The sequence below is a fragment of the Rhodococcus sp. SMB37 genome, assembly GCF_004345605.1.
Taxonomy (GTDB): Bacteria; Actinomycetota; Actinomycetes; order Mycobacteriales; family Mycobacteriaceae; genus Rhodococcus.
Genome location: NZ_SLVY01000011.1, coordinates 34,512 through 46,919, shown reverse-complemented (window position 1 = coordinate 46,919; position 12,408 = coordinate 34,512). Strand labels below are relative to the sequence as shown.

Genomic DNA, 12,408 nt, shown 5'->3' with positions numbered 1-12,408 from the left:
GACAGGGGCCATTCGACCCGGTCCTCCTCACGGACGTGCCCGATCCACTGTTTCGAGGAGGGAACTCGTGGCTTCGGCAAGGTGTCTGGCGTTGGCGGGGTCGAGGGTTCGGAGGGTGAGGGGGACGGGCTTGCCGCGGTCGATCGCAGTGAGGGGTGCGGACGGCGGAGTGTCGATGAATTCGTGTATGGGAGCGACGGACTCGGCGATCGGACGGGCCGCCAGGCGGGCGGCGACGCTGAGGGATGCGCGCAGCACAGCGGGGAGGGGGCTGAGGTCTCCGCTCCTCGTGAAGCCAGGGTGGTAGAGCACGTAGCGGACCGGATTGTCGGGTTGTTCCGCGAACGCGACACCGAGCAGGTCGTTGGCGCGGCCGGCCTGGAGTTGCGCGGCCACCATGCCGTAGTCGTTCTCGAGTTGCAGGTCGTCCCAGTGGATCTTTCCCTTCACCATCCCTACACCCGCGACATTGACGATCACGCCGGCTTCACTGCGACGCAGGAGCGGGAGGAGTCCGTAGCCGAGGATGTATCGGCTCAGGTAGTACAGAGCGAAGGTTTGCTCGAATCCCTCCGCGGTGGTGGTTCGTTCGGGAGCCTGCCGGTTCGCGAACAGCACCAGCGCGTCGATCACATCGTGGAGTGCGATGATCTCACCGATGGCGGCCCGCGTCTGACCGACGCTGGACAGATCGACCCGGATGAACTCGACCCGGCCTGCAACGCTGCTCTTGTCTGCGTCGGCGAGCAACCGTCTGCCCTTGTCCAGGTTGCTGCCCAAGGCGACAACGGTGTCGCCTCGACCGGCCCGGGCGAGGGCCAGGGCCCGGCCCATCCCGTCGGTGCCGCCACTGATGACGATCACGCGCGAACAGGTCGGATCCGGTTCCGGCATGATCACTCCTTCGGTAGTTACTCTCGGTGCGCACTACCATCATCGGTAACCACACGCGTGCGCGGAAGGAGGCAGTTCGATGTCCGGTACGCACACCGATGTGCCCTCGATGGTGAGTGCCCAGCTGCCCGACCCCGTCCCGGCCGAGGAATACGAGCAGTGCCCGGTGACCGATGTTCTGCGCCGAGTCGGCGACAAATGGTCGGTCTTGGTAATCGTGCTGCTGGGTAAGCGCGCCTACCGGTTCAACGAATTGCATCGCGCGATCGAGACCATCAGCCAACGCATGCTCACCCGCACTCTCCGCGGTCTGGAAGCCGACGGATTGGTCCACCGAGAGGTGTTTGCCACTGTGCCCCCGAGTGTCGAGTACAGCCTCACACCGCTCGGAAGGACCCTGCTGGTGCCCCTGTCAGCACTGGCCGATTGGGTCGTGGAACACCGGGCCGAGATCGCCGCTGCCCGGATGTCGCGCACTGATAGCGCATCGGTGCATGGTCTCTAATCTGCTCCCACCTCAGCGAAGGAGTTGATGGCGTCGACGAAGTGCCTGGTGAAGCCACCACCACCATGACCGGCGTCGTCGACGACGACGAGCCGGCTGCCCGCCCACCGCCTGTGCAGCTCCCACGCGGTGTCGAGCGGGCCGGACACGTCGTACTTCCCGTGGACGAGTACGGCAGGCACATCGGCCAACTCTCCCATCCCGTCGTACAACGTCTGATCCACGAGGAAGCAGTCGTGGCCCCAATAGTGAGTGACCAGTCGCGCGAACACCATTCGGAAGACGGGGTCCTGATACCGGGGCTGTGGAACCCAGCCGGGCATCAACGAAACGTGGGTGTCTTCCCACTCGCACCAGCGCAGCGCAGCATGCTCACGAACGTGACGGTCAGGATGAGCGAGCAGTCGTGCATATGCGGCCGCAATATTTCCATCGCGCTCGTTCTCCGGCACCGTCTCGATGAACCGCTCCCACTCACGCGGAAAGACTCGACGCATATCGCGGGTGATCCAGTCGATCTCCTTGGCAGAACCCGAGGTGATCGCACCCAAGGCCATACCGAGCACACGATCGGGGTGGGCCTGGGCGTAGGCCAAGCCGAGCGTGACACCCCAGGACACACCGGCGACAATCCACCCGTCGATCCCGAGGTGGTTCCGGAGCCGTTCGATGTCGGCGATGAGATTCTCGGTCGTGTTCGTCGACAGATCGACCGATGGATCATCGACGCGAGGCGTACTGCGCCCACAACCACGCTGATCGAACAGCACCGCACGAAACACCGCCGGATCGAAGTACCTCCGCCCACCGAGGGTGCAACCGGACCCCGGCCCGCCGTGCAGGTAGACCACCGGAAGGCCGGTGGGATTTCCGACAGTCTCCCAATACAGGGAGTTGCCGTCTGAGACATCGAGGTGGCCGGACTCGTAAGGTTCGACATCTGGATGGAGATCACTCACGACGCAAGTCTCGCAGGAAGGCTCCAGCTCGCCCGGATAGGTGCCTGCTTCGGGGATAGGCTCGTCGACGGACGACTGAGAGCGGACTTCGGAGCGAGGCACATGGCGGTCGACGAGCATCCTGGGAACCTTCGCCGGGTATCACTGCTCCTCTCCGGGATTCGTGATGGCACCGACGACGACAAACTGGCGGCCGGATTTCTGCTCATGGCCACCATGGTGGCGCTGGTCCGGGCCAACGTGGGCGACTCGTACGAGACGTTCTGGCACACTCCACTGACCATTCGGATCGGCGACTACGGCATCAGTCTCGACTTGAAACACTGGGTCAACGACGCAGCGATGACCTTGTTCTTCTTCGTCGTCGGTCTCGAGGTGAAACGCGAACTCACGATAGGAGAACTCACCGACCGCACGCGGGCCGCGGTCCCTCTGGTTGCCGCGATCGCCGGTCTCGCGTTGCCCGCTGCGCTCTTCCTCCTGCTCAACCCGAGCGGGGAGGCCGCCGGTGCGTGGGGGGTGGTGGTCTCCACCGATACGGCATTCGTGTTGGGCGCACTCGCACTGGTCGGACCTCGGTGCCCCGCCCGACTGCGCGTGTTCATCCTGACACTCGCAGTCGCCGATGATATCGGCGCACTCGCGATCATCGCCTTCTTCTACACCGACGAGCTGCGGCTGGGCTATCTGCTGCTGGGTGGGGTGGGACTGCTCCTCATCCTGCAGTTCCTCCGGCTCGAGGTGTGGCGTGGCATCGCCTACTTCATCGTTGCGGCGGGGACCTGGGTAGCGTTCTACCGATCTTGGTGAGAGTGCTCCATCGTTCACGGTGGAGGTGAATCACCGTTACACAGGGCGACGTTGGGACTTCACGTAGTCGGCTACCGCCGACAGTGGGGCACCGCCCGCAGTCCCGCAATAATACGAGCGGGACCACAGATGCCCACCCCACAGATACTGCGACAGATGATCCGCGTGATCACGCCGCAGATGCCGTGAGGACACCCCCTTGAGTGAATTCACCAACTTCGACAGCTGCACGGTGGCGGGGAAGTCGACCAGCAGGTGCACATGATCGTCCTTACCGGTGAACTCCCGTAGCTCGCAACCGAAGTCCCCACACACTTTCCGCATCACTTCCTCGCAGTCCGCCAAGATCGGTCCGGTGAACACACCGCGCCGATATTTAGTGACGAACACCAAATGAACGTGACAGTTCCAAATTGCTTGTCTACCAACCCTGATGATCTCGTCCTTACCCATGGCACCAAATGCTATCGTCAGAGGTGTGCTCAAGCGCTACCGCTACCGTGCCTACCCGACAAGGGAACAGCACAAGGCGTTGTCGCAACTGTTCGGGTGCTGCCGGGTTGTATTCAACGATGCTCTCGCTGCGAGGGAATCTGCCCGCAGGGCGGGCCGGTCGATCCCGAGCAAGAGCGAGTTGTCGGCGGCGCTGACCATCGCGAAAACAACTCCCGAGCGGGCGTGGCTCGCGGAGGTGTCGTCGGTGCCGTTGCAGCAGTCGCTGGCGGATCTGCATCGCGCGTACGCGAACTTCTTCGACTCCCGCACCGGAAGACGTAAGGGTCGTAAGGTCGGTGCGCCACGGTTCAAGAAGCGGACACATCGCCAGTCTGCTCGGTTCACCCGCAACGCCGGGTTCTCGGTTCTCGAGCCGGGCAGTGGTATCGGGTGTGTGCGGTTGCCGAAGATCGGGCGGGTCCGGTACGAGTCGTCACGGCCGTTGCCGGCGGACCCGTCGAGTGTGACGGTGATCCGTGAGGCCGACGGCCGGCATTATGTGTCGTTCGTGGTCGACGAGCCCGTGCCCGTGGTGGTGGTCCCGCAGCCGGCGCCGACCCGATGCGCGGGTATCGACGTCGGGTTGACGGATCTGGCGGTGATCGTCTACGACGACGGGACCCGCGAGAAGGTCGACAATCCTCGCTGGTTGCGGTCGAAGGAGCGAGGATTGGCCCGTGCGCAGCGGGCGTACTCACGCACCATGAAAGGATCGAAGAATCGGGACAAGGCCCGGCGGAAGGTCGCGGTGGCGCACCGGAAGGTGCGCGAGACGCGGTTGGATCACCACCACAAGCTGGCGTTGAGGTTGGTCCGCGAGAACCAAGCGGTTGCCCTCGAGGGATTGTCGGTGGCGGGGTTGGCGCGCACGAGGGTGGCGAAGTCGGTGCACGATGCCGGTTGGTCGATTCTGACCCGGTTGATCGAGGAGAAGGCCGCCGAGTATGGCCGGGTGATGCACAGGATCAGCCGGTGGGAACCGACGTCGCAGGTGTGCGCATGTTGCGGGGTGCGGGATGGGGCGAAGCCGTTGGGTGTGCGGGTGTGGGTGTGCCCGTCGTGTGGGTTGGTGCTGGATCGGGATTACAACGCTGCTGTGAGTGTGTTGCTCGCCGCTGGGCTGGTGGAGAGGGTAAACGCTTGTGGAGGGAGCGTAAGACGTGTGCTTGCATGCGCGGACCCGGTGAAGCAGGAACCCGCTGAACAGTCCTTGCCATTTGGTGGGGCTGCGTAGGAATCCTTCGTGTTCACGCGGAGGAGGAAGTCAAGAGTCGGGTGTGCATCCCTCCCACCCTCGCCGGGGTGCTGATCGCGCTGATCCTTCCCGTTTACCCACCGAGACGAAACGAGGCGGAACGTGCGGGTAAGCTCACACGGGCGTTCCGTCAATCCCCCAACTCCGACTATGCGCGCGCCGCGCAGCTGAGCGTGCTCCGGGCGGTATCCGTCAACGAGCGGCTGCTGCGGGTCTATCAGCCGTACACCGCGTTTCTCGTGGTACCGATCTTCGCACTCGCCAACGCCGGAGTCGTGATCACCGGGCAGACGGTGAGCGACGCTCTCAGGTCGCCGATCACATGGGGCGTCATCCTCGGTTTGGTGCTGGGAAAACTGGTCGGCATCACCGCCGCCACTGCCGCGTTCTCCCGGCTGCGCCCCGGCAGCCTCCAGCCGGGCCTCACTCTGTCACAGGTCAGTGGGGGCGCGGCGCTCGCCGGGATCGGTTTCACCATATCGCTGTTCATCGTGGATCTGGCCCTCGAATCTCCGGACGCTGCCAACGATGCCCGCATCGGCGTGCTCGTCGCAGCCGTTCTCGCGACCGGCTGGGGCTGGGTGTTGTTCAGGCTCGCGGATCGCCGCCACCCGCCGGAAGGCGTCACCGGACACGTGTTGTTGCGGCCGGTCGACCCGGACAGAGATCACCTGCGCGGACCGGTGGATGCCCCGCTCACCCTCGTCGAGTACGGCGACTTCGAGTGCCCCTTCTGCAGCAAGGCAACCGGAAGTATCCGAGAGGTGCACGCGCACTTCGGCGATGAACTCCGCTATGTATTCCGGCATCTGCCGCTCGACGAGGCGCATCCGCACGCGCGTTTCGCAGCCGAGGCCGCCGAGGCCGCCGCCGTGCAAGGCCGGTTCTGGGACATGCACGATCATCTCTTCGTCAACAGCGATGCCCTCACCGAAGACGAAATCTACGAACACGCCGAGCAGTTGGGGCTCGATACAGAGCGGTTCGCGGAGGACATGCGTCTGGGTCGGTACCGGCATCGGGTGGAAGACGACGACCTCGACGCCGCGTCCAGCGATGTGCACGGGACACCGACGTTCTACATCGGCGCCACCGACTCGGATCTCACCCTGCACACCGGCCCGTTCGATGCGGCGACCTTGATCCGGAAGCTCGAAGAAGCACGCGCCCGGTAGACACTCACCATCGCGGTTCGTCAATGTCGGGAAAACCACAGCTGATCTGCGGGTTTTCCGGATATTTTCGTAGCGGTGGGCCCGTGCGCCAGCTACCATCGGCGAACGTGAATCAGCCATCCCCACCGTCTCTGCAGGCGACGTACGTACCGGAACAGATGGCTTTCGCGTTCTGGGGAGCAATCGATTCTGCTGCAGAACTCGCGAGGTTGGAGTTTCCGGCCGGCACACCTACCGTGTGCCGGTTTGCGGTTCCGGACGCCGACGGCGGTATCGCAGTACGCGACGTGGACACACACCTGATCAAATTCGACTCCGCAGTAAAAGGTTTACGGGACTTGAATGTCGATCTTCCCGGCCTCGGCACATCCGTACGTGCATGGAAAGAGGTGATCGAGTCCGGGGGATCACACGTCATGCCCACCGCAGGTCATGCCGCCACCTATCGGAACGACACGGCCCTCAGAAGTGCCGATTCCACCGTGCAGCAGTTCAACGAGGCCGCGGCGGTCCTCGAGGAACTGAGGTTCGCAGGGATCCAGGCAACACTGCGGCCCTATCAGGTTCGTGGCGTCGCGTGGCTGAAGTCGTTGTCTTCCTGCGGAGGCGGGATCCTCGCCGACGAAATGGGTCTCGGTAAGACACTCCAGGCCATTGCGATGATGGCGATCCGCGCCGGCGACCGACCACACCTCGTCGTATGCCCCACTTCCGTGGTCGGAAACTGGCGCAACGAAATTCAACGCTTCGCCCCGCATCTCCCCCTCCACGTCCATCACGGATCGGGCCGAAACCTTCCCCGGCGTCTCGCCGCCGGCTCGGTGGTGTTGACCAGTTACAGTGTTTTGCGATCCGACATCGAACAATTGGCACCGACTACGTGGAGTTCGGTGATCTTCGACGAAGCACAGCAGATCAAGAACCCCACGTCGCTCGCTGCGAAGGCCGCACTACGGTTGACTACCGACATCACCGTCGCAATGACGGGTACCCCCGTGGAGAACCGACTCGACGAATTGTGGTCGCTGTTTCGCGTCGCCAATCCGAGTCTCCTCGGAACCCGCGCCCGTTTCCGTCAGCGTTTCGCTGCACCGATCGAATCCGGCCGTTCCGCAACCGCCGCGGCGAGGTTGGCCACGATCATCGACCCATACATCCTGCACCGAACCAAAGACGCTGTTGCCACAGATCTTCCGCCGAAGCAATTCGCGACCGTCATGTGCACTCTCACATCGGAGCAGGCCCGAATCTACCGCTCCGCCGTGGCTGACGCGTTCGATTCCGGGTTGGGTACCGGCATTGCCCGACGCGGCAACATCCTCGCACTCCTGACCACTCTCAAACAGGTCTGCAACCATCCGGCGCAGGTCACCGGAGATGCCGAGGATCTACGGGGGCGCTCGGGAAAGTTCGATCGCGCGACAGAAATGCTTGCGGAGATAGTCGACGCCGGCGACCGCGCCCTGGTGTTCACGCAGTATCGGACCATGGGCGACATGCTCTCGAAGCATCTCGGGTCCGAGTTGAACGTCGGTGATGTTCCGTTTCTCCACGGCGGATTGAGCACGTCGCGACGAGACGCAATGGTCGATGCTTTCCAAACCGGCCAGGACTCCTCACCCGTACTCATCTTGAGCCTGCGCGCGGCAGGATTCGGTCTCAATCTCACGCGCGCAAGCCACGTCGTCCACTACGACCGATGGTGGAATCCTGCCGTCGAAGACCAGGCCACCGACCGGGCGCACCGCATCGGCCAGGAGCGCACCGTCAACGTCCACACCTTGGTCACCGGAGGGACCGTCGAGGATCACATCGCCGCCATGCACCTTTCCAAAAGATCGGTGGCCGAGTCCATTTCCGGCGGTTCGGAGGCAGAGCTCGCAAAGCTACCGGATACCGAGTTGCGGGATCTCCTCGAACTGGACGGCGCGGTGATCAACTGATGGCCACAGAATTCGGAGTAACAGCGTGGGGTCGCGCATGGTTGCGGACGATCGAACGAATTGTGGGCACGCCCCTTCCCGGCCTGGGCACAGCACGTAGTCACGCACGTAACAACACCGTGGTGCTCACCGACATCTCCGCGGGCAACATCGCCGCGGAGGTCACCGTCAGAGGAACCGTCTCAACTGTGACGATCGCTGTACCGCTCTGGGAGAAAGAGCAACTCGATGCTGTCACGAGAGCGCTGCGAGCGGTCGGGACGAAGCGCCGGTCGGCGCCCACCGGAGAGTTGCCGGACAGCGTCGTAGCCGATCTGCGGTCGCAGGACATTGCGATCGCCGCCGACCTGTCCGAGTGCTCGGCCACTTGCGACTGCACAGGCAAACGCACGCCGTGCGTGCATCATCTCGCGACGATCTACGCCCTGGCCGGCAGGATCGACGAAGAACCCGCTCTCGCCGTCACCCTACGCAGCAATCCCCGCAAGACCCGCGTCGCGGTCGGCGCAGAGCAACCCGGCGAATGGATTCCCCTACACAAGATCGACGCGTCGAGATTCTACGGAGACTGACGCACATCCACTGTCACTGCCGGCTCAGTGTTCGGCCTGCCTACTTCGTATCGGTGGGGTCGGCGGGAAGCCCGTGCGGACCGTGATGCGCGGCCATGCACCAACCAGTAGTAGCCCAGCGATACCACCATGACCCCGGACAGGACGAGATACATCCCTGAATACCCGGTAGCCGACAGCAGCACACCGAGCAGGATCGGACCTACGCCGACCCCGGCATCGAGCATCAAGAAGAACGTGGAGGTGGCGGTGCCGACCTTCTCTCGGGACACGATCGAGATGGCCACGGACTGCAGAGACGTCATCAACGCGCCGAAGCCGAGCGCACACAGGATCGCCGCGATCACGAATCCACCGGGGGCGGGCCACAATGACAGCACGCCCAAACCGGCCGCGAAGCACACGATCAGCGGATAGACCACCACATTGGCGCCGTACCGATCCTGCAACGGGCCAGCGAAGAATCGGGACGCGAGCAGAACCCCCGCATAGACGAGGAAGAAGGCACTCGGAACTGCGGCACCCAGACCCTCGTCCTGAGCATAGCCGTTGAGGAAGGCAAGCACGGCCGAGTACGCCAGACCGGCGATCAGGATGACTGTCGATATGGGTATGACTGCGGTAGAAAGCATCTCGCGTATCGCAAACCGTCGTGAACTGCGGTGTCCCGGCGCTTCCGGCAGGTGGACGATCGACCCGACGACCAAGGCGGCCACCGCGAAAGCGGTGCATGTGATGAACAAGGAGTCGTAGCCGAAGGCGGCCGTCAACTGGAGCGCGAGCAGGGGCCCTACTGCTGTGGCCACGGTGGTGGACGTACCGAACCAGCCCGTGCCTTCACTCAGACGCCCACGGGGGATAAGCCCGATGACCGACGCCGCCAGCGTGGTGTTGGCAGCACCGAAAGCCAGACCGTGTACGAAACGCACCGCAATGAGCAGCCACAGGGTGCCCGCCACCATGTACGCCGCCGAGACTGCAAGGAACGCCACCAAAGCGATGATCAGGGTCCTGCGTCGACCGACCAGATCCATTGCCTGACCGGTGAACAGACGAGTGACGACGGACCCGATGACGAACGCACTGACTGCGAGACCGGACTCGGTGTCCGATGCCGTGAATCGATCCACCGCATAGAGTGCCATCGCCGTCACCAGCAGGTAGAACACCATTCCTATGAGGAAATTGGTCAGTGCCGCCAAGATGAAATCCCGCGTCCACAGACGGTGATGCTGCGGCGCGGTTCCGGCGGCAGAGGACATCGATACTCAACTCTCCATCAGTTGGTTCAACCAGCAAATCGTCACAGGCATTTCGGTGTCGATCTGCACCCTCGAGGCAGATGCGTCGACCGAAGTGGCTCAGTACGCTCACTCATCGGGCACGGCTTTCACCAGTTTGCGCAGGACTGGGATGGCAGACTCGAGCAACTCGGCCTCTTCGGTCGTGAGCCGATCGGAGATGGCGCGTTCCAGCCACAGATTGCTCGTCGCTCGTTCCTGATCCAGTCTGTCCCGGCCCGCTTCGGTCAACTCGACCCACACCCGCCGCCGGTCCTGGTCGTCGGGGGTACGCACGATCAGGCCGACACTCTCGAGTTCTCGCACTGCCGTGGCGATCGCCTGAGGGCTGATCCGTTCGGCTGCAGCAAGAGTGGAGGATATTGTCGCTCCGTGCTCGGCCAGATAGCCGAGCACACCCATCTTTCCCACAGAGATGGATTGCTCGGCCGTGAATCGTCTCCAGATGGGACGAAGCACGTCGCGGAGTCGCTGAGCGATGGTGTGTTCGGCAGTGGTCACCCGATCAAGTTTACAACCAGGTTTATCAATCTAGTTGATTAATTGCCGACAGCACGGCCGACCGAGTGGAGACCCCGATCGGGTGCCTGAAGCAGCCACGACGTCGAGGAACTCCCACCCGGATGCGGCCGAGGTTCTCCGCTCAGCGCGGGCCACGAGGTTGCTGACGCAGCTTCGCCACCAGTTCCTGCGCCTTCCGCTGATTCTCCGGCTTGGACGCCTCGCGTTTGATGACCTGGACTGCCTTGATCGCAACGCCGGTCTTCAGGACCTTGCTCAACATACCCATCGTGTACCCACCTGTCGCTGTTCCCGAGAGTTCGGTACTTCCACGATACGGAGCGATCGGGACCTCACCCGTCCACGTAATGCTCATCGCACCATCCGACTATCCGGGGATGGGCTGTTCGACGGCCGAACGCAGCAGCGACCTGAACCTTCCGGGCGCCTCCAGCCAGGGGAAGTGCCCCGCTTCCGGAAGGATCGCGACGTCGCAGTCGAGGCGCGTACCCAACCGTGTCAGTTCGTCTGCCGGTCGTGGGTCGCCTGCACCGCCGATGATCATCGACCCGGACGGCAGCACCTCTCGCAGTTCGTCGATGCGGGCGTCGAGGGGGTCGGCCTTCTTGTCCACGCTCAGCTGGCTGTTCATGGAGTAGTTGATCGGGCGCCGGATGCGCGCGGCCTCCAGCGCCCACCGCCACGCGCGACGTCGGTCGGCGTGGTCGGTGAACCAGGCCAGCGCGAGAAACTCGACCTCCTCGGCTTCTGACCTGACCTCCATGGCGTCGAGGATCTCGAACCTGGACTGCTGGGTGTACGTCCGCCGCGACACTTCTGTCGCCTTGCACGGCTCACGCCAGTTACCGGTGAACGGTCCGGCCAGGTGGACGAGGCGCGCAACCCGCTCGGGGTGCGCGAGCGTGAAATAGCTGGCCAGGTCCGAACCGTAGGAGTGCCCCACCAGTACGACCTGCTCGTGACCCCACCCGTCGAGGAGGAGTTTCAGGTCGGCAATGTGTCGCGCGAGGGTGTGCGGCCCGTCCCAGCACGACCTGCCCGTGCCACGCTGGTCGTAGCGGTGGACGACGGTGACGTCGTCGAGCATCTGCGCGACCGCTTGCAGATAGTCCGGGAGGCCGGGGCCACCGTGCAGCAGAACTACCGGAGGCGCGGATCTACGCAATCCGGTCGTCCAGGTGCGGAGCGTGGCATCGTCGTCCATCCCGACCATGCACATCGCCATGCACACAATCTAGAAGGTTCGCCGACGCTGCGCTGCCGGACCGGACAAGTCGAGGGCTGCCGGACCGGAGGAGAAGGGCTCAGCGCGACGCGCGTGCCAGCAGGTCGCGGGCTTCCTGGCTGCCGTCGAGGACGCGCGCAGTACGGCGCTTGATCGTCCATTTCCCGGCGATGCGGGCGAGGTCGAAGCGATTGGCGGTCACGCGCCACACCCGGTAGGACTCGGAATCGAGATTGCGACGCAGCAGCAGCGAGTGGCACGTCGCGGCTGCGGCGTCGCCGTCGACCCGGATGTGGACAGGGTCGAGGAGGTGGCCGCAGCCTTCGTTGATGTAGTCCTGATGAGGGCGGGTGCGCACCATCTCGGTGATCGCGTCGCGGCCTTCCATCACCCGGATGTCGATGTCGTAGACGGCATCCTCTGCCCACAGCTCACCGACGGCATCTGCGTCACCGGCATCCACGGCGGGACCGTAGGCAGTCAGCACCTCCTGGATCGCAGCTTTGTCCTCGAGGAGCTGAACGCGCTCCAGCAGTGAGGCCACCAGTTCTGCAGTGTCGGTCATATCGCTCCGTCCTGACTGTGCGGGCACATCGCAATGCGCGATGCGAGGGCGGATCCCGTTCTACCCGTCGCCGGCGGACGGTGTGGCGTACGTCCCGTTCAACGGAAAAGTGCGAGCGCCGTCGCATTACCGCCTGGGACTGTTCGAGCCAGCACATCCGGCCAGATGCGTAAGCCACCTCTTCGCC

General features: G+C 63.8%; 12 protein-coding genes and 2 pseudogenes. 6 read left to right on the top strand and 8 right to left on the bottom strand.

Going from position 1 to position 12,408, the window contains the following annotated elements:
* Positions 1 to 27: 27 nt before the first annotated feature.
* A complete protein-coding gene (locus EV641_RS17965; RefSeq protein ID WP_054712524.1) occupies positions 28 to 894 on the bottom strand; it encodes an SDR family NAD(P)-dependent oxidoreductase in 867 nt (288 codons plus the stop codon).
* 79 nt (positions 895 to 973) lie between these two features.
* Here EV641_RS17965 and EV641_RS17960 point away from each other — a divergent pair, with 79 nt between their 5' ends.
* Complete coding sequence (locus EV641_RS17960) at positions 974 to 1,399, top strand: helix-turn-helix domain-containing protein (RefSeq protein ID WP_132473478.1); 426 nt, start codon at positions 974 to 976, stop codon at positions 1,397 to 1,399.
* Here EV641_RS17960 and pip read toward each other — a convergent pair.
* Positions 1,396 to 2,358, bottom strand: a complete 963-nt coding sequence (gene pip, locus EV641_RS17955) for a prolyl aminopeptidase (protein WP_054712523.1) — start codon at positions 2,356 to 2,358, stop codon at positions 1,396 to 1,398. The two genes, EV641_RS17960 and pip, sit on opposite strands and share 4 nt — an antisense overlap.
* Before the next feature lie 102 nt (positions 2,359 to 2,460).
* On the opposite strand from pip, the pseudogene EV641_RS17950 reads away from it, so the two are divergent.
* Positions 2,461 to 3,156: pseudogene (locus EV641_RS17950) on the top strand (Na+/H+ antiporter NhaA); the annotation flags it as partial.
* Positions 3,157 to 3,204: 48 nt separating this feature from the next.
* On the opposite strand, the gene tnpA reads toward EV641_RS17950, so the two are convergent.
* A complete protein-coding gene (gene tnpA / locus EV641_RS17945) occupies positions 3,205 to 3,621 on the bottom strand; it encodes an IS200/IS605 family transposase (RefSeq protein ID WP_132473476.1) in 417 nt (138 codons plus the stop codon).
* A 25-nt stretch (positions 3,622 to 3,646) separates the two neighbouring features.
* Here tnpA and EV641_RS17940 point away from each other — a divergent pair, with 25 nt between their 5' ends.
* The 4 genes and pseudogenes from EV641_RS17940 to EV641_RS17925 all read left to right on the top strand — a co-directional run bounded on the left by EV641_RS17940 (position 3,647) and on the right by EV641_RS17925 (position 8,608).
* Positions 3,647 to 4,897 (top strand): transposase, encoded by a 1,251-nt coding sequence (locus EV641_RS17940; protein WP_241997334.1) that lies wholly within the window; start codon positions 3,647 to 3,649, stop codon positions 4,895 to 4,897.
* A gap of 53 nt (positions 4,898 to 4,950) precedes the next feature.
* A pseudogene (locus EV641_RS17935) lies at positions 4,951 to 6,093 on the top strand (Na+/H+ antiporter NhaA); the annotation flags it as partial.
* A 107-nt stretch (positions 6,094 to 6,200) separates the two neighbouring features.
* The gene (locus tag EV641_RS17930; protein WP_241997333.1) at positions 6,201 to 8,036 is read left to right on the top strand and encodes a DEAD/DEAH box helicase; all 1,836 of its coding nucleotides are present in this window, start codon (positions 6,201 to 6,203) and stop codon (positions 8,034 to 8,036) included.
* Positions 8,036 to 8,608, top strand: coding sequence for a hypothetical protein (locus EV641_RS17925; RefSeq protein ID WP_132473474.1), 573 nt, complete (start codon positions 8,036 to 8,038; stop codon positions 8,606 to 8,608). The genes EV641_RS17930 and EV641_RS17925 overlap by 1 nt, the downstream gene beginning before the upstream one ends.
* On the opposite strand, the gene EV641_RS17920 is transcribed toward EV641_RS17925, so the two are convergent.
* The 5 genes from EV641_RS17920 to EV641_RS17900 form a co-directional block, all read right to left on the bottom strand.
* Positions 8,596 to 9,870: an MFS transporter gene (locus tag EV641_RS17920; RefSeq protein ID WP_199233293.1), complete on the bottom strand. Its 1,275-nt coding sequence runs from the start codon at positions 9,868 to 9,870 to the stop codon at positions 8,596 to 8,598. The two genes, EV641_RS17925 and EV641_RS17920, sit on opposite strands and share 13 nt — an antisense overlap.
* Before the next feature lie 108 nt (positions 9,871 to 9,978).
* Complete coding sequence (locus tag EV641_RS17915) at positions 9,979 to 10,410, bottom strand: MarR family transcriptional regulator (RefSeq protein ID WP_241997332.1); 432 nt, start codon at positions 10,408 to 10,410, stop codon at positions 9,979 to 9,981.
* Positions 10,411 to 10,552: 142 nt separating this feature from the next.
* On the bottom strand, positions 10,553 to 10,786 hold the full coding sequence (locus tag EV641_RS17910) for a hypothetical protein (RefSeq protein ID WP_132473472.1): 234 nt from the start codon (positions 10,784 to 10,786) through the stop codon (positions 10,553 to 10,555).
* Positions 10,787 to 10,798: 12 nt separating this feature from the next.
* A complete protein-coding gene (locus EV641_RS17905; RefSeq protein WP_132473470.1) occupies positions 10,799 to 11,656 on the bottom strand; it encodes an alpha/beta hydrolase in 858 nt (285 codons plus the stop codon).
* A 79-nt stretch (positions 11,657 to 11,735) separates the two neighbouring features.
* Positions 11,736 to 12,221 (bottom strand): nuclear transport factor 2 family protein, encoded by a 486-nt coding sequence (locus tag EV641_RS17900; protein ID WP_132473468.1) that lies wholly within the window; start codon positions 12,219 to 12,221, stop codon positions 11,736 to 11,738.
* Positions 12,222 to 12,408 lie beyond the last annotated feature (187 nt).